The sequence below is a fragment of the Streptomyces odontomachi genome, from assembly GCF_024435355.1.
Lineage (GTDB): Bacteria > Actinomycetota > Actinomycetes > Streptomycetales > Streptomycetaceae > Streptomyces > Streptomyces odontomachi.
Genome location: NZ_JAMJWG010000009.1, coordinates 73,122 through 88,518, shown reverse-complemented (window position 1 = coordinate 88,518; position 15,397 = coordinate 73,122). Strand labels below are relative to the sequence as shown.

At 70.8% G+C, this 15,397-nt stretch carries 16 protein-coding genes; 8 read left to right on the top strand and 8 right to left on the bottom strand.

What is annotated here, in order from left to right:
- Nucleotides 1–17: 17 nt before the first annotated feature.
- Complete coding sequence (locus NQO67_RS19790; RefSeq protein ID WP_255951399.1) at nt 18–995, bottom strand: helix-turn-helix transcriptional regulator; 978 nt, start codon at nt 993–995, stop codon at nt 18–20.
- 102 nt (nt 996–1,097) lie between these two features.
- Between NQO67_RS19790 and NQO67_RS19785 the strand changes: the two genes are divergently transcribed.
- Nucleotides 1,098–2,546 (top strand): MFS transporter, encoded by a 1,449-nt coding sequence (locus NQO67_RS19785; RefSeq protein ID WP_255951398.1) that lies wholly within the window; start codon nt 1,098–1,100, stop codon nt 2,544–2,546.
- Between the two features lie 154 nt (nt 2,547–2,700).
- Nucleotides 2,701–2,922: a hypothetical protein gene (locus NQO67_RS19780; RefSeq protein WP_255951397.1), complete on the top strand. Its 222-nt coding sequence runs from the start codon at nt 2,701–2,703 to the stop codon at nt 2,920–2,922.
- 187 nt (nt 2,923–3,109) lie between these two features.
- Here the strand turns inward: NQO67_RS19780 and NQO67_RS19775 are convergent, their stop codons facing one another.
- Together NQO67_RS19775 and NQO67_RS19770 are read right to left on the bottom strand one after the other, a co-directional pair.
- Nucleotides 3,110–3,715, bottom strand: a complete 606-nt coding sequence (locus NQO67_RS19775) for a TetR/AcrR family transcriptional regulator (RefSeq protein WP_374119039.1) — start codon at nt 3,713–3,715, stop codon at nt 3,110–3,112.
- 18 nt (nt 3,716–3,733) lie between these two features.
- Nucleotides 3,734–4,738: an aldo/keto reductase gene (locus NQO67_RS19770; protein ID WP_255951395.1), complete on the bottom strand. Its 1,005-nt coding sequence runs from the start codon at nt 4,736–4,738 to the stop codon at nt 3,734–3,736.
- Between the two features lie 199 nt (nt 4,739–4,937).
- On the opposite strand from NQO67_RS19770, the gene NQO67_RS19765 reads away from it, so the two are divergent.
- Nucleotides 4,938–6,065, top strand: coding sequence for a chitinase (locus NQO67_RS19765; protein ID WP_255951394.1), 1,128 nt, complete (start codon nt 4,938–4,940; stop codon nt 6,063–6,065).
- Nucleotides 6,066–6,143: 78 nt separating this feature from the next.
- On the opposite strand, the gene NQO67_RS19760 is transcribed toward NQO67_RS19765, so the two are convergent.
- From NQO67_RS19760 to NQO67_RS19750, 3 genes are all read right to left on the bottom strand, one after another.
- The gene (locus tag NQO67_RS19760) at nt 6,144–6,749 is read right to left on the bottom strand and encodes a hypothetical protein (RefSeq protein ID WP_255951393.1); all 606 of its coding nucleotides are present in this window, start codon (nt 6,747–6,749) and stop codon (nt 6,144–6,146) included.
- On the bottom strand, nt 6,746–7,339 hold the full coding sequence (locus NQO67_RS19755) for an RNA polymerase sigma factor (protein WP_255951647.1): 594 nt from the start codon (nt 7,337–7,339) through the stop codon (nt 6,746–6,748). Before NQO67_RS19755 ends, NQO67_RS19760 begins: the two co-directional genes overlap by 4 nt.
- 208 nt (nt 7,340–7,547) lie before the next feature.
- A complete protein-coding gene (locus NQO67_RS19750) occupies nt 7,548–8,930 on the bottom strand; it encodes a glycine--tRNA ligase (protein WP_255951392.1) in 1,383 nt (460 codons plus the stop codon).
- Nucleotides 8,931–9,184: 254 nt separating this feature from the next.
- Between NQO67_RS19750 and NQO67_RS19745 the strand changes: the two genes are divergently transcribed.
- The 5 genes from NQO67_RS19745 to NQO67_RS19725 all read left to right on the top strand — a co-directional run bounded on the left by NQO67_RS19745 (nt 9,185) and on the right by NQO67_RS19725 (nt 13,522).
- Entirely contained in the window at nt 9,185–10,231 is a 1,047-nt protein-coding gene (locus tag NQO67_RS19745; protein ID WP_255951391.1) for a metal ABC transporter substrate-binding protein, read from the top strand.
- Nucleotides 10,228–11,094 carry a metal ABC transporter ATP-binding protein gene (locus NQO67_RS19740; RefSeq protein WP_255951390.1) on the top strand — a complete coding sequence of 289 codons (867 nt, stop codon included), beginning with the start codon at nt 10,228–10,230 and terminating at the stop codon, nt 11,092–11,094. The genes NQO67_RS19745 and NQO67_RS19740 overlap by 4 nt, the downstream gene beginning before the upstream one ends.
- Nucleotides 11,095–11,099: 5 nt before the next feature.
- Nucleotides 11,100–12,014 (top strand): metal ABC transporter permease, encoded by a 915-nt coding sequence (locus NQO67_RS19735; protein ID WP_255951389.1) that lies wholly within the window; start codon nt 11,100–11,102, stop codon nt 12,012–12,014.
- Nucleotides 12,015–12,077: 63 nt separating this feature from the next.
- On the top strand, nt 12,078–12,479 hold the full coding sequence (locus NQO67_RS19730) for a Fur family transcriptional regulator (protein WP_308295680.1): 402 nt from the start codon (nt 12,078–12,080) through the stop codon (nt 12,477–12,479).
- Between the two features lie 452 nt (nt 12,480–12,931).
- Nucleotides 12,932–13,522: an acetate uptake transporter gene (locus NQO67_RS19725; RefSeq protein ID WP_255951388.1), complete on the top strand. Its 591-nt coding sequence runs from the start codon at nt 12,932–12,934 to the stop codon at nt 13,520–13,522.
- Between the two features lie 100 nt (nt 13,523–13,622).
- Here NQO67_RS19725 and NQO67_RS19720 read toward each other — a convergent pair whose 3' ends face one another.
- Together NQO67_RS19720 and recO are read right to left on the bottom strand one after the other, a co-directional pair.
- Nucleotides 13,623–14,459, bottom strand: a complete 837-nt coding sequence (locus tag NQO67_RS19720; protein ID WP_255951387.1) for an isoprenyl transferase — start codon at nt 14,457–14,459, stop codon at nt 13,623–13,625.
- A gap of 53 nt (nt 14,460–14,512) precedes the next feature.
- Entirely contained in the window at nt 14,513–15,262 is a 750-nt protein-coding gene (gene recO / locus NQO67_RS19715; protein WP_255951386.1) for a DNA repair protein RecO, read from the bottom strand.
- Nucleotides 15,263–15,397 lie beyond the last annotated feature (135 nt).

Here is a 15,397-nt window from a genome sequence, read left to right as displayed (position 1 = left end):
CGACGGTGACCGTGCGCCTACTCCCCTGCCGCCGCCAGTTCTTGCAGCTTCTCCATCCGCTCCCGGGTCCGCTCGTCCACGGGCGTGTAGCTGACGAGGCGTGGGCCGTTGACCGGGCCGAGCCAGAGGTCGGTGTGGTCGACGTCGAGCAGGCCCACGTCGGCGTTGCGGAACTGCTTGCGCTTGCGGGCCCGCATGGCCACCACCTCGTGGCGCTCCCAGACCTCCCGGAACTCGGCCGACTCCCGCTTCAGCCGCCCCAGCAGCGTCTTCCAGGCGGGTTCGGCGAGGTGGTCGGCCATGGCGGTGCGGAACTTGGCGGCCATCCAGCGTGCCGTCTCGTCGAGCGAGACGAGCGACGCGCGCCACTGCGGGTGTGTGAAGCAGAGCAGCAGGCAGTTGCGGTCCTCGGGCGGCAGCGCGTCCAGGTCGCAGAAGAGCCGGCCGAACGTGCGGTTGTGGGCGAGGATGTCGTACCGCGCGTTCTGGATGGCGGCCGGGATCGGCTCCAGTTGGGCGAGGAGGAGGCGCACTGCGGGCGTGATGGGGGCACTGGAGGTGCCCGGTGCGGGGTCGACGGCGCCGGCCAGGGTGAACAGGTGGGCGCGCTCGGCGGCGTCCATCATCAGGGTGCGGGCGAGCGAGTCGAGCACCTGGGCGGAGACCTGGATGCCCCTGGCCTGTTCGAGCCACGTGTACCAGGTGACGCCGACCGCGGCGAGCTGGGCGACCTCCTCGCGGCGCAGGCCCGGGGTGCGGCGCCGGCTGCCGCGTGGCAGACCCACCTGCTCCGGGGCGATGCGTTCCCGCCGGCTGCGCAGGAAGCGGGCCAGTTCGGTGCGGCGGATCTCGGATTCGGCGGGTGGCGGGCGCCGAGCCGGGCCGAAGCCCTCCTTCGGGGTCCCGCCCCGGGCCGGGGCGCTCTCCTCCGTCGCCTCGGGGGACGGGACCGCCGTGGCTTCCCGAGCCGCCTGCTTCTCGGCCGTGCTGGACATACCCCCAGCGTGCCGCAGCGCCGAGGGTGTTTCCAGGTAGTGCTACTACCGGGATGAGAACGCTCTGGTACCAGGCTGCGCCCGGCTCAACCCTTACGTCACATGAGTGACACAGGAATCGACGAGACCGCTCGTGCGGCGGCCGGCACCACCGGTCCGCACGGCCCCTCGCCGGTGCTCGGCACCCCCGGCCTGGCGGCCGTGCTGCTCGGCGCCGCGTTGCCGCTGATCGACTTCTTCATCGTCAACGTCGCCCTGCCGACGATCGGCCACGACCTGGCTGCCGGCGAGGCCGTACTGGAGCTGGTGATCGCGGGGTACGGGGTCGCGTACGCGGTACTGCTGGTGCTCGGCGGCCGGCTCGGTGACCTGTTCGGGCGGCGGCGGCTCTTCCTCGGCGGCCTGACGGCCTTCGGCGTCACCTCGCTGGCCTGCGGACTCGCCCCCGACGCCGGGACGCTGGTGGCGGCCCGGGTCGCGCAGGGGGCCGCGGCGGCGCTGCTGTTGCCGCAGGTGCTGGCCACCATCCAGGCCGCGACGGCCGGACCACGGCGGGCTCGTGCCCTCGGCCTGTACGGCGCCGTGGGCGGGCTCTCCATGGTCGCCGGGCAGATACTCGGTGGTCTGCTGGTCGCCGTGGACTTCGCGGGCATCGGCTGGCGTGCGGTGTTCCTGGTGAACGTGCCCGTGGTGCTGGTCGGCCTGGGCGCGGCGGTGCGTTCGGTGCCGGAGACCCGTTCACCGCATCCGGAGCCGATCGACACGTCCGGGACGCTCCTGCTGGGCGCGGCCCTGCTGACCCTGCTGACCCCGCTGGCGGAGGGCCGTGCCGCGGGCTGGCCGCTGTGGACCTGGCTCTGCCTGGCCGTCTTCCCGTTCGCGGCCGTCGCCTTCTACCGCGTGGAGCTGCGTGCGGACCGGCGCGGGCGCACACCGCTGGTACCGCCGAGCCTGTTCGCGCTGGTCTCGCTCCGTCGCGGCCTGGCGCTGGTGCTGCCGTTCTCGATCGGCTTCAGCGGCTTCATGTTCGCCATCGCCATGGCACTCCAGCAGGGCGCACGACTCGGCCCGGTGGCTGCGGGTCTGACCCTGGCGCCGCTGGCGGTGGCCTACTTCCTGGTCTCCTTGGCAGGGCCGCGGCTGGTGACCCGGTACGGCACCCGGACGGTGACCGTGGGCACGCTGCTGCACGGTGCGGGGCTGGCGCTGCTGGCGCTCGCCACCTTTCGCGACTGGCCCGGCCTGGGCCCTGTCCCGCTGCTGCCCGGGATGCTGCTGGTCGGTGCAGGTCAGGCGCTCCAGTTCCCGCTCTTCTTCCGCATCGTCCTCTCCGAGGTGCCGCCGGCCCGGGGCGGCGTCGGCAGCGGCATCATGATCACCACGCACCAGTCGGCCCTCGCCCTCGGCGTCGCCACGCTGGGCTCCGGCTACCTCGGCCTCGTGCCGACCGTGGGGATGCGGGACGCGCTCGTCGCCGTCCTGCTCATGCAGCTGGCGCTGGTGGTGGTGACGGCCCTGCTGAGCCTGCGGCTGCCGCGGAGGGTCGATTGACGTCCTCGGGGTGCCGGGTGCTCCGCCGCGGAACGCCCCGGCCCGGGGACGTGAACGCACGGTGGAGAATCCACCGTCACCGCAGGGCGTGCGGCACACTCCTTGCCGCAGTGCGCCGGGCCCGGAATGCTGCGGCGCAGGGAGGAGAGCAGCGATGTCGGAGATGGATTCGAGCAGGGTCAGCCGTCAGGACGCGGACGGCCGCGAGCACACCGTGCGGGTACAGCACACGGGTGCCCGACGGGTCATCAGATGCGACACGTGCGGCTGGCACAAACCCGCGCAGTTCCTGCCGTGGCTGAAGGCGGAGGAACATCTCGCCGAGGCCCACCAGGCCACGGTGGATCCGACCCTCGCGTCGGGGGACGGGGCCTAGACCCATCCGGCACCCCGGCCGGAGCGAGCCGAACCCGAGCCGAACCCGAGTCGAACCGGCGTCGAACGGAGTCGAATCGGCATGAGCCGGGTCCGGGGCCGGCACGGGTCCGACCGGCACGAGCGGGCGGGGGCGGAGGCGGAGGGCGAGATGGGCTGCCGTGCCCCTCGTGCAGCTCGGGCGGGCCTCACCGTCCGCCCGGCACCAGCGCCCTGATCAGCAGTTCCGTCACCGCCGCGCACTCGTCGTCGATGTCCGGGTCGGTCCACTCGGGCGCATGGGCCGGGTTGTGGAAGCGGGCGCTCCCGTCGAGGATCGCTCGGGCGGTCACGGTGACGCCGCCCGGGAGCAGCGTGAACTCCCCCCGCGCGACACCCCGCTCGACGATCGTGGTGAGCTGGCCGACCAGTTCGGTGATATGGCCTGCGACGACCGTGCTGCTCTCCCCCAGCAGGACCAGGTACGTCTCGAACAGCTCGGGATCCGCGCCCGCCGCCCGCCGCTTCAGGTCGAACAGGGTGCCCAGCCAGTCCCGTAGCGTCTGGGTCGCCGATGGCTCCGTGCGGTCGACGATGCGTTGCATCTTGACCATGGTGCGGTCCAACCACCGCTTGGTGACCGCCTCCCGCAACTCCGCCTTGGTACCGAAGTGGCGGTAGACGCTGCCGTGGCTGACGCCGAGGGCGCGTGCCACGTCCACCACGGTCGCCTTGCTCGGGCCGTGCCGGCGCAGCACCTCCTCGGTGGCTTCGAGGATGCGCTCGGCGGTCAGCGGGGCGGAGGTCATGGGCAGACGGTACCCGGGCGTCGTTCAGCGCTCGCTGTCCAGGTGGGCCATCGCCGCGTCCGGGTACCGCTCGCCCCTGGCCGCCCCGGCGGGCACGGCGCTCTCGATGGCGGCGAGGTCCGCGTCGTCCAGCGTGACGTCGAGGGCGCCGAGCGACTCGGTCAGCCGCTCGCGGCGGCGGGCGCCGATGAGCGGCACGATGTCGTCACCGCGGGACATCACCCAGGCGATGGCGATCTGCGCGACAGTGACGCCCTTCTCCTCGGCGATCTTCTGCAAGGCGTCGACGAGGGTCAGGTTGTGCTCCAGGTTCTCCCCCTGGAAGCGCGGCGAGTGGGACCGGAAGTCATCAGCGGTGAGCTGCCTGTCGCGGGTGTAGTGGCCCGAGATCAGGCCGCGGGAGAGCACGCCGTAGGCGGTGATGCCGATACCGAGGTCGCGGGTGGTGGGCAGGATCGCCTGCTCGATGCCGCGCGAGATCAGCGAGTACTCGATCTGGAGATCGGCGACGGGAGCGGTGGCCGCCGCCCTGCGGATGGTCTCGACGCCGACCTCGGACAGGCCGATGTGCCGCACGTACCCGGCGTCGACCAGCTCGGAGATGGCTCCGACGGTCTCCTCGATCGGCACCTGGTCGTCGAGCCGGGCCGGGCGGTAGATGTCGATGTGGTCCACGCCGAGGCGCTGGAGGGTGTAGGCGGCGAAGTTCTTGACCGCGGCCGGCCTGGCGTCGTAGCCGACGAACTCGCCGTCGGGCTGCCGCATGCCACCGAACTTGACGCTGACCAGAGCCTGCTCCCGGCGGGCCGGCGGCGCGCTGCGCAGTGCCTCGCCTATCAGCATCTCGTTGTGGCCGGAGCCGTAGAAGTCGCCGGTGTCCAGCAGGGTGACGCCGGCTTCCAGCGCGGCGTGGATGGTCGCGATCGACTCGGCGCGGTCGGTCTCGCCGTACGCCCAGGACATTCCCATGCAGCCCAGTCCGAGGGCGGAGACCTGGGGTCCTGAGGTACCAAGTGACAAAGTGCGCATTCCGGATACTCCTCATGACAGGCGTGCGCTGACTCGCTACCTCTCCATGATGCCATACAGATGACAGATTTCAATATCTGTCATCTGACCGATGTCACCCCAAGACTCTTGCGATGGTCCAGACCTATTGACTAAAGGTCTGGACCACAGCACTGTCATGTCTAGGACATCCGCCCCTCTCCCCCGCCCGGAGGCCGACATGATCCGCCGCACCCCACGCCCGCTGACGAGAGCGACGAAGCCGACGGCACGGACGGCACCGACGGCACTGCGAGCGCGCCGGACGTCGCGCCTGTGGGGTGCGGTCGCGCTCGCGGCGGCCTGCCTCGCCCCGTTGTCGATCGGCAACGCACCCACCGCCTCCGCCGCCGACACCTGTGCCGTCAAGTCACGACCGGCCGGCAAGGTGCTCCAGGGCTACTGGGAGAACTGGGACGGCTCGTCCAACGGCGTGCACCCGCCCTTCGGTTGGACGCCGATCACCGACTCGGCCATCCCGGCACACGGCTACAACGTGCTGAACGCCGCCTTCCCCGTCATCAGGTCCGACGGCACCGCGCTGTGGGAGGACGGGATGGACTCGACGGTGAAGGTCGCGACTCCGGCCGAGATGTGCGCGGCCAAGGCCGCCGGGGAGACGATCCTGCTGTCCATCGGCGGCGCCGCGGCCGGCATCGACCTCAGCTCGGCCGCCGTGGCGGACCGGTTCGTGGCGACGATCGTGCCGATCCTTAAGCAGTACAACTTCGACGGCATCGACATCGACATCGAGACCGGCCTGACCGGCAGCGGCTCCATCACCTCGCTCTCGGCCTCCCAGGCGAACCTGATCCGCATCATCGACGGCGTCCTCGCCCAGATGCCGTCGAACTTCGGTCTGACGATGGCCCCGGAGACGGCCTACGTCACCGGCGGCAGCATCACGTACGGCTCGATCTGGGGCGCATACCTGCCGATCGTCAAGAAGTACGCGGACAACGGCCGGCTGTGGTGGCTGAACATGCAGTACTACAACGGCAGCATGTACGGCTGCTCCGCCGACTCGTACTCCGCGGGCACCGTCGAGGGCTTCGTCGCGCAGACCGACTGCCTGAACAAGGGCCTGGTGGTGCAGGGCACCACCGTCAAGGTGCCGTACGACAAGCAGGTGCCGGGCCTGCCCGCACAGTGGGGCGCCGGCGGCGGCTACATGGCGCCGAGCCTGGTCTCACAGGCCTGGCAGCACTACGGGAGCAGCCTGAAGGGCCTGATGACCTGGTCCCTCAACTGGGACGGGTCGAAGGGCTGGACCTTCGGGGACAACGTCAAGGGGTTGCAGGGACGTTGAGCGGGACGGGACAGCGAGCTTGAACGGGACAGGGGACCGGGTGCGGTGGCTGACGCCCCGTTCCCGGCCCCCGGCCCCTCAGTGCCCGCCGTGCGCGGGTACGCAGGTCATCGGCATGAATTCGATGAGTGCGATGTGCTTGCCGGTCACGTCCCTTTCGATCCATGTGGTGTCGCCCCGGTGGAGGACGATGACATCGGCGTGTTCACCGGAGTCGGTCCTGCGAACGGAATCGACCGCGCCCCCCACCATGGCCACACCGTTCCAGCGCCGGTGCTGCGGCTTCTGCGTCCAGGGCGTCCCGGAACCGTCCGTGGAGCGGCACGTGTAGGCGGTGGACGGGTCGTCGATGACGTCGATCCCGGCGTCGGTGAGCCTGGACTCCAGCGCCTTGAGCCTGTCGGGGGAGTCGATGGCCTTTCCCCCCTCCCTAAAGGTGATCTTCACGGCGCCGTCCTTCTGCACCTCGACCGCGTAGGCCGGGGCCGAGCCGCCACCGGGCAGGCCGACGGCCAGTACGGTGCCGATCGCCGCTGCCGCGGCCAGGCCGAGGCCGACCCGCACGGCGGTCCTGGGGCGGCGCACCGGACGGGCTCGGAATCGATCAGCGGGGAGTTCCCGTGCGGGACGCTCGGCCTCGTCCTTGAGCGCATCCCACAGACGGTCCTCAAAGGTCTCGTTCATGCCTTGCTCCCGATGAAGTCGAGGGGTGCGGCCGGGGATTCCCCGCCTGGTGCCGCAACGGCCTTGCGCAGCCTGGTGCGTGCGCGGTGCAGGGTGACGCGGGCCGCCACCGCGGTGATGCCGAGAGCGGTCGCCGCCTCGGTCACGGACAGCTCGTCGACCACGACGAGTTCCAGCACCGCCCGTTGCCGCTCGGAGAGTGCGGACATGGCGTCGAGCAGGACACGACCGTCGTTCTCGGCCACCAGCCGGTCCTCCAGCCGGGCGATGTCGTCCGAGCCCAGTAACCTGCGTCCGGCGACACGCGAGGTGAGCTCGTCGACCCGGTGCTTGCGCCGGTACTCGGCGGACACCACGTGGCGGGCGACTCCGAACAGCCAGGCCCGCTCGTTGCGCGCCGCCGAGCGATAGGCGTCGCCGGAGTCGACGACGGCGAGGAAGACATCGGCGACGACGTCGGCGACCGTGTGCGGATCGTCGAAACGGCGGGCCACGAAGCGGGTCACGTCGTCGACGTGCCGCCGGTAGAACCTCTCCAGGTCCTCGATATGTCGAGGGGACGCGGGATCACCTCGGTGACGTTTGGACATGCTCACGGATGCGGTCTCCAGACTTCTCACTGCCCTGCTGCCTACATCCCCTACGTGGGAATCGGGGCGCGAAGCGTTACAGGGCGGCGGAGCGGGAGGAAGCCGGGAACCACGCCCCTCGAGGGGCGCCTCGAACGCCGCGGGGGCGCGTCCGGTGCCGTGCGTCGTCCGCACGGTCACCGACGCGCCCCCACCGGGGCTCCACGGTTCAGCAGCCGAGCAGCCGCCCCGCCAGGTAACCCTCGATCTGGTCGAGCGAGATCCGCTCCTGCTTCATCGAGTCACGCTCGCGGACGGTGACCGCGTTGTCGTCGAGGGTGTCGAAGTCGACGGTGACGCAGTACGGCGTGCCGATCTCGTCCTGGCGGCGGTAGCGGCGGCCGATCGCGCCGGCGTCGTCGAACTCGATGTTCCAGTGCTGCCGCAGCGCCTGGGCGAGGCCCTTGGCCTTCGGGGACAGCTCCGGGTTGCGGGAGAGCGGGAGCACCGCGACCTTCACCGGGGCGAGCCGGTGGTCGAGCCGCAGCGAGACGCGCTTTTCCATCTTGCCCTTGGCGTTCGGCGCCTCGTCCTCCACGTAGGCGTCCAGCAGGAAGGCCAGCATGGTGCGGCCGACACCGGCGGCGGGCTCGATCACGTACGGGACCCAGCGCTCGCCGGCCTCCTGGTCGAAGTACGACAGGTCCTGGCCCGAGGCCTTGGAGTGCGCGCCCAGGTCGTAGTCGGTGCGGTTGGCGACGCCTTCCAGCTCGCCCCACTCACTGCCGCCGAACTGGAAGCGGTACTCGATGTCGGCGGTGCGCTTGGAGTAGTGGGAGAGCTTCTCCTGCGGGTGCTCGTACCACCGCATGTTCTCCTCGCGCAGGCCGAGGCCGGTGTACCAGGCCCAGCGCTGCTCCATCCAGTACTCGTGCCACTTCTCGTCCTCGCCCGGCTTGACGAAGAACTCCATCTCCATCTGCTCGAACTCGCGGGTGCGGAAGATGAAGTTGCCGGGCGTGATCTCGTTGCGGAACGACTTGCCCATCTGGGCGATGCCGAACGGGGGCTTGCGGCGCGAGGTCTGCTGCACCTGGGCGAAGTTGGTGAAGATGCCCTGTGCGGTCTCGGGGCGCAGATACGCGATCGAGCCGCTGTCCTGCGTCGGGCCGAGGTGGGTGGAGAGCAGCCCGGAGAACTGCTTGGGCTCGGTGAACTGGCCCTTGTTGCCGCAGTTCGGGCAGTTGACGTCGGCGAGGCCGTGCTCGGGGACGCGGCCGTGCTTGGCCTCGTACGCCTCCTCGAGGTGGTCCGCGCGGAACCGCTTGTGGCAGGCCGTGCACTCGGTGAGCGGGTCGGTGAAGGTGGCCACGTGGCCCGAGGCCTCCCAGACCTCGGTCGCCAGGATCACCGAGGAGTCGATGCCGACGACGTCCTCGCGTGAGGTGACCATGTAGCGCCACCACTGGCGCTTGATGTTCTCCTTGAACTCCGTGCCCAGCGGACCGTAGTCCCAGGCGGCGCGCTGACCACCGTAGATCTCACTGCACGGGTAGACGAAGCCACGGCGCTTGCTCAGGCTGACGATGGTGTCGATCTTGTCGGCGGCCACGGTGCTCTCTTCAGTACGACGGTGTTGGACGAAGGGGCGCGGAGCGCCTCGTTGTGGGGTGGAGGTCGGGCGGGTGTGAGGGGGCGGGCGCGGGTCCTCACGACTGGTCGAATGCTTCAGGTTACCGGCGCGCGGGGTGCCCGGATCAAATCGGTGGGGCCGAGTCCGCCACGGAGTCGGCGCCCGGGTCGCCCGCCCCGCCCGGAAGGGGAACCACCGGCTCTTATTGACAATGGTTTCCATCTTCATTGAAAATGAGTGTCATGAGCAGAAGACATTCCGGTCCGATATCCGCCGCCGCCTCCGCCCTCGCCGCCGCGACGGCCCTCGGCACGGTCGCCCTCACCGGTTGCTCCGTCTTCAGCACCACCACGAGCAGGGACGACGACGGCCCCAGCGGGCCCGGCGGGCGGCTGGCCGTGGTCGCGTCGTGCTATCCGATGGAGTTCCTGGCCGATCAGATCGGTGGGGACCGGGTGCGGGTCACGGAGCTGACCCGGCCCGGCCAGGAGCCGCACGACCTGGAGATCAGCGCCCGGCAGACCGCCCAGCTGGAGAAGTCCGACGTCGCCCTCTACCTCAAGGGCCTCCAGCCCTCCGTCGACGAGGCGATCCAGCAGTCCCCGATCCCGCGGAAGGTCGACGCCGCCACCCTGACCACCCTGGAGAAGCACGGCACCGAGGTCGGCGGGCACGCGGCCGCGCACGACCACGCACCGGGTGAGGAGAGTGGTGGCCTGGACCCGCACGTGTGGCTGGATCCGGTGCGCTACGCCCAGGTCGCCAGGGGCGTCGGCAAGGCCTTCGAGCAGGCCGACCCGGACCACGCCGCCACCTACCGCAAGAACACCGCCGCGCTGGTGAAGCGGCTCGACGCGCTGAACACCCGGTTCGCCGACGGGCTGCGCCACACCCGCGGCAAGGTCTTCCTCACCACCCACGCCGCCTTCGGCTACCTCGCCGAGCGCTACGGCCTCACCGAGGAGGCCATCAGCGGCCTGGACCCCGAGAGCGAGCCGAGCGCCGCCCGGGTCCGGGACCTGGAGCAACTGGCCGAGGCCGACGGGGTCACCACGGTCTTCTACGAAACCCTGGTCTCCGGCAGGACCGCGCGGACCATCGCCGACGACGCCCACCTCAGGACCGACGTCCTGGACCCCGTCGAGGGCATCACCGACCGTTCCCGCGGTCACGACTACGTCCAGGTCATGGACGCCAACCTCACGGCCCTGCGGAAGGCGCTCGGCGCACGGAGCACGGGCGCTGGTGCCGCAGCCGGGGCGGCGGGGGATGCCCGATGAACGCCGCCCCCGCGTCCGCCGCCTCTGCCTCCGCATCCGCACTCGCGCCACCCGTCGTCGCCCTGCGCCAGGTCACCGCCGACCTGGGCGGACGTCCCGTGCTGCGCGGCATCGACCTGACCGTCCGACGCGGCGAGGTCGTGGCGCTGCTCGGCGCGAACGGCTCCGGCAAGTCCACCACCGTCCGCACCCTCATCGGCCGGACGCCGGTGAGCGGCGGCACCGTCGAGTTGTTCGGTGTGCCGCAGCACCGCTTCGGCGCCTGGGGGCGGCTCGGCTACGTGCCGCAGCGCACCACAGCGGCAGGCGGGGTGCCGGCGACCGTCACCGAGGTGGTCACCGCCGGCCGGCTGGCCCGCGCCCGCTTCGGCGTGCTGCGCAGGGCGGACCGGGCGGCGGTGCACCGGGCCCTGGAGCTGGTCGGCCTGGCCGAGCGGGCGAAGGACCCGGTGGACGCGCTCTCCGGCGGCCAGCAGCAGCGGGTGCTGATCGCCCGGGCGCTGGCCGCCGAACCGGAGTTGCTGATCATGGACGAGCCGCTGGCCGGCGTCGACCTGGCCAGCCAGGAGCTGCTGGCCGGCACGCTGCGCCGGCTGATCGCGGACGGCACGTCCGTCCTGCTGGTGCTGCACGAGCTGGGCCCGCTGGAGCCCCTCATCGACCGCTGTGTCGTCCTGCGCGACGGCCGCGTGGTACTCGACGGTGCCGCCCCGCACCGCACGGACGGCCCGCACCCTGCCGACGGCTCACGCTCTGCCGACGCCACCGACACCGCCGACGGCCCGCCGCCCGAGCCCGGCACCGCACCGCCCTCCCCCGCAGCCGACCGCCCCGGCGGCGCCGACACCCCCGACAGGCCGTGATCACCATGGACATACTCGACTACGTCTTCATGCAGCGTGCCCTGCTCTGTGCCGTCCTGGTCGGTGTGACCGCGCCGGCCGTCGGCATCTACCTCGTGCAGCGCCGCCAGGCCCTGATGGGCGACGGCATCGGGCATGTCGCGATGACCGGCGTCGGGCTCGGCTTCCTGCTCTCCACCTCGCCGGTGTGGCTGGCCACCGCGGTGTCCGTGGTCGGCGCGATCGTCATGGAACTGATCCGCTGGTACGGCAGGACGCGCGGCGACATCGCGCTGGCGATGCTCTTCTACGGGGGCATGGCGGGCGGCGTGCTGCTCATCAACCTCGCGCCGGGCGGCTCCAGTGCCAACCTCGGTTCGTATCTGTTCGGCTCGCTCTCCACGGTCTCGCCGGGCGACGTGCGGGCGATCTGCCTGCTCTCCGCCTTCGTCGTCGCCGTGACGCTGGGGCTACGGCGGCAGCTGTTCGCCGTCTGCCACGACGAGGAGTTCGCGCGGGTCACCGGGCTGCCGGTGCGGGCGCTGAACCTGCTGATCGCCGTCACCGCTGCGGTGACCGTCACGGTCGCCATGCGGGTGGTCGGGCTGCTGCTGGTCAGCGCGCTGATGGTGGTACCGGTGGCGGCCGCCCAGCAACTCGGCCGCAGCTTCGCCGCGACCTTCGCGGTGGCGGTGGCGGTGGGCATCACGGTGACCCTCGGCGGCACCGTCACGTCGTTCTACGAGGACGTGCCGCCCGGTGCGACGATCGTGCTGCTGGCCATCGTCGTCTTCGCCGCCCTGACGGCGCTCGCCGCGCCGCTCGCCCGACGGCGGGCACGGGCGGCGGCCCGGTCCCTCGCTGCGGCGGCGGGCCCGGAGACGAAGCGTGTCCCCCGTGCACCGCGGGGCACCGTGACGCGTCCGGCACGGCGCGTGTGAGCGTCTGACGCCGGCGTGGTTCCGGCTGGCAGAATGGCGGCAGTGGCGTGTGAGGAGGACATCGTGGCAGCCCCGGTACGAGGCAGGTCGACCCGGCAGCGCACGGCCGTTGCGGCCGCCCTGGAGGACGTCGACGAGTTCCGCAGCGCCCAGGAGCTCCACGACATGCTCAAGCACAAGGGCGACTCGGTGGGCCTGACCACGGTCTACCGGACCCTTCAGTCACTGGCCGACGCGGGCGAGGTGGACGTGCTGCGCACCTCGGACGGTGAGGCGATGTACCGCCGGTGCTCCACCGGCACCCACCACCACCATCTGGTGTGCCGCACCTGCGGCAAGGCGGTCGAGATCGAGGGTCCAGCGGTGGAGACCTGGGCGGAGTCCGTCGCCGCCGAGCACGGGTACGTCGACGTGGCCCACACCCTGGAGATCATCGGCACCTGCGCGGAGTGCGCGCGGAAGTAGCCTGTGCCCGGCCCTGACGGGTGTGCCGGACGAGACACCTTCGTGGGTGTGTCCGGTTCACCGCCCACCACAGGTGTGTCGCTTTCGACGCCTTCGTGCGTGTGCCGGTCTCGACGTGCGCGGTGGACGCTTTCGATGGGTGCGCGGGCTTCTCGGTGGCTCCGCCCGGCCGGCCTTCACACGTGACACACGCAGCGCACTGCAGCGGTGCAACCCTCACGTGACCTGCGTACTCACGCCGGGACACACACCAAGCAAGTCCTGTTCAAGGCGGTATCAACTCGCCTCATGGTCACTATCCTGCTGAACGCGCAAGTGGACTGGACGGGTTCGCTTGACGGAACCGGCCGGCCCGCACCAACTGCACCGCCGCCCCCCTGCCCCGACGTGAGACCGACCAGGGCGCACCCCGGCACATGTCCCACGCGAGGCCCGCCGCGAGAGGACAGATCGTGCCCACAGCTCAATCGGACGCCCCCGCCCCCAGTGTCGCCGACCCGGGAGCGCTGGGACTCGCCGGCTTCGCCATGACCACCTTCGTGCTCAGCACCTTCAACGCCGGGTTGCTCAGCGAGTCGCTGGAGCAGGTGGTACTCCCGCTCGCCCTCTTCTACGGAGGACTGGCCCAGTTGCTGGCCGGTATGTGGGAGTTCCGGCGCGGCAACGCCTTCGCCGCCACCGCGTTCTCCTCTTTCGGCGCGTTCTGGCTGGCCTTCGCGTACTACGTCGCCAAGGTGGCGCCGCAGCTCGGCCCTGACGCGTACAAGGCCACCGGTCTTTTCCTGCTGGCCTGGACGATATTCACCGCCTACATGACGGTGGCCGCACTGCGCACCAACGGCGCGGTGCTCGGCGTCTTCGTGACGCTGACCATCACGTTCCTGCTGCTCACCATCGGTGCGTTCGCCGAGTCGACCGGCATTGACAAGGTCGGTGGCTGGTTCGGTCTGATCACCGCGGTGGTCGCCTGGTACGCCTCGTTCGCCACGGTCACCAACGCCACCTGGAAGCGGGAGGTCATCCCGACCTGGCCGCGGGCCTGAGTCACCCGACCCGGCCGGTCCGTGCCGCCTGTGCGGTACGGACCGGCGGCACGCGCGCGCAGGGGTTCCCCAGGCGGCCCGTTCCCGTCGGGAACCCGCGTCAGGAACGCTTCTCCCCTGCGGCGAGGTGGTCCTCGTTCGGGATCGCCCCGCCGAAACGACGGTCACGCGACGCGTACTCGAGGCATGCGCGCCACAGGTCGCGGCGGTCGAAGTCCGGCCACAGCACGTCCTGGAAGATCATCTCCGCGTAGCTGCTCTGCCAGATCAGATAGTTGGACGTGCGCTGCTCGCCGCTCGGACGCAGGAAGAGATCGACATCCGGCATGTCCGGATAGTACAGATATTTCTTCAGGGTCTTCTCATTGACCTTGGAAGGGTCGAGCCGGCCGGCCGCGACCTCCCGGGCGATGGCCTGGGCGGCGTCGGCGATCTCGGCGCGCCCGCCGTAGTTGACGCAGAAGTACAGCGTCATCGCGTCGTTCTGCTTCGTCTGCTCCTGCGCGACCTGGAGTTCCTGGACGACCGACTTCCACATCTTGGGCATCCGTCCCACCCAGCGGATGCGGATGCCCAGCTCGTCCATCTCGTCGCGGCGGCGGCGGATGACGTCGCGGTTGAAGTTCATCAGGAAGCGGACCTCGTCGGGGGACCGCTTCCAGTTCTCCGTGGAGAAGGCGTACAGGGAGAGGTTCTTGACGCCCATCTCCAGGCAGCCCTTGAGGACGTCGAGGACGACTCCCTCGCCGACCTTGTGCCCCTCGGTGCGCGGCAGGCCGCGCTCCTTCGCCCACCGGCCGTTGCCGTCCATGACGATCGCGACATGGCCGGGGACCAGCTCGCCCGGAATCTTCGGCGGACGTGCCCCCGACGGATGCGGCTCGGGGATCTTGTACTCGCGGCGGGACCGCCCAAGGATTCCGCGTCGAACTGCCATGGGGCCACTCTCCCGCTTCTCCGTGCTCTCCGACTGCCGAACGAATCGGCCGCTCAGGTCTTCTCCACATAGCGTAGTGACCTCAGGCCGCGCTCCAGGTGCCAGTGCAGATAGGCCGAGACCAGGCCGCTGCCCTCCCTGACGTGTCGCGCTTCGGCCGCGTCCGCCGTCTCCCAGTCGCCGGTGAGCAGCGCACCGAGCAGGTCGAGGGCCTGCGTCGAGGGCACGACGCTGCCGGGTACGCGGCAGTCGCCGCAGATGGAGCCGCCGGCGGCGACGGAGAAGAACCGGTGGGGGCCCGGCAGCCCGCATTTCGCACAGTCGCCGAAGCTGGGCGCGTATCCGTTCACGGCGAGGGAGCGCAGCAGGAACGCGTCGAGGACGAGGTGCGGGGCGTGCTCGCCGCGGGCGAGGGTGCGCAGCCCGCCGATGAGCAGCAGGTACTGCTGCACGGCCGGCTCCCCCTCGTGGTCGGTGAACCGCTCGGCGGTCTCCAGCATGGCGGTGCCGGCGGTGTAGCGGGCGTAGTCGGCGACGATGCCGCCACCGTACGGAGCGATGGTCTCACTCTGCGTGCACAGCGGCAGGCCGCGGCCGAGCAGGTCGCTGCCGCGGGCGAAGAACTGCACGTCGACGTGCGAGAACGGTTCGAGCCGGGCGCCGAACTTCGACTTGGTGCGGCGCACCCCGCGGGCGACGGCGCGCACCCGTCCGTGCCCGCGGGTCAGAAGCGTGATGATCCGGTCGGCCTCACCGAGCTTCTGCGTCCGCAGCACCACGCCGTCGTCGCGGAACAGACTCATACGGCCATTCTTCCTCACGGGTACGCGGGGGCACCCCGCGGCCCGGGTGCCCCGGCTCACCGAGGGCCCCTGGAGCGGTCACCGCCGGTGTCACGCACCTGCGCGAGTCGCCCCCGGGAGAGATCGCTTCCGTAA

Excerpts from the sequence above, each read along its gene's own strand:
- NQO67_RS19720 (WP_255951387.1), bottom strand. The coding sequence starts at position 14,459 with ATGGCAGTTCGACGCGGAATCCTTGGGCGGTCCCGCCGCGAGTACAAG.
- NQO67_RS19745 (WP_255951391.1), top strand. The coding sequence starts at position 9,185 with ATGAGTGTCATGAGCAGAAGACATTCCGGTCCGATATCCGCCGCCGCC.
- NQO67_RS19790 (WP_255951399.1), bottom strand. The coding sequence starts at position 995 with ATGTCCAGCACGGCCGAGAAGCAGGCGGCTCGGGAAGCCACGGCGGTC.
- NQO67_RS19735 (WP_255951389.1), top strand. The coding sequence starts at position 11,100 with ATGGACATACTCGACTACGTCTTCATGCAGCGTGCCCTGCTCTGTGCC.
- NQO67_RS19755 (WP_255951647.1), bottom strand. The coding sequence starts at position 7,339 with ATGTCCAAACGTCACCGAGGTGATCCCGCGTCCCCTCGACATATCGAG.
- recO (WP_255951386.1), bottom strand. The coding sequence starts at position 15,262 with ATGAGTCTGTTCCGCGACGACGGCGTGGTGCTGCGGACGCAGAAGCTC.
- NQO67_RS19765 (WP_255951394.1), top strand. The coding sequence starts at position 4,938 with ATGATCCGCCGCACCCCACGCCCGCTGACGAGAGCGACGAAGCCGACG.
- NQO67_RS19770 (WP_255951395.1), bottom strand. The coding sequence starts at position 4,738 with ATGCGCACTTTGTCACTTGGTACCTCAGGACCCCAGGTCTCCGCCCTC.
- NQO67_RS19780 (WP_255951397.1), top strand. The coding sequence starts at position 2,701 with ATGTCGGAGATGGATTCGAGCAGGGTCAGCCGTCAGGACGCGGACGGC.
- NQO67_RS19740 (WP_255951390.1), top strand. The coding sequence starts at position 10,228 with ATGAACGCCGCCCCCGCGTCCGCCGCCTCTGCCTCCGCATCCGCACTC.
- NQO67_RS19785 (WP_255951398.1), top strand. The coding sequence starts at position 1,098 with ATGAGTGACACAGGAATCGACGAGACCGCTCGTGCGGCGGCCGGCACC.
- NQO67_RS19760 (WP_255951393.1), bottom strand. The coding sequence starts at position 6,749 with ATGAACGAGACCTTTGAGGACCGTCTGTGGGATGCGCTCAAGGACGAG.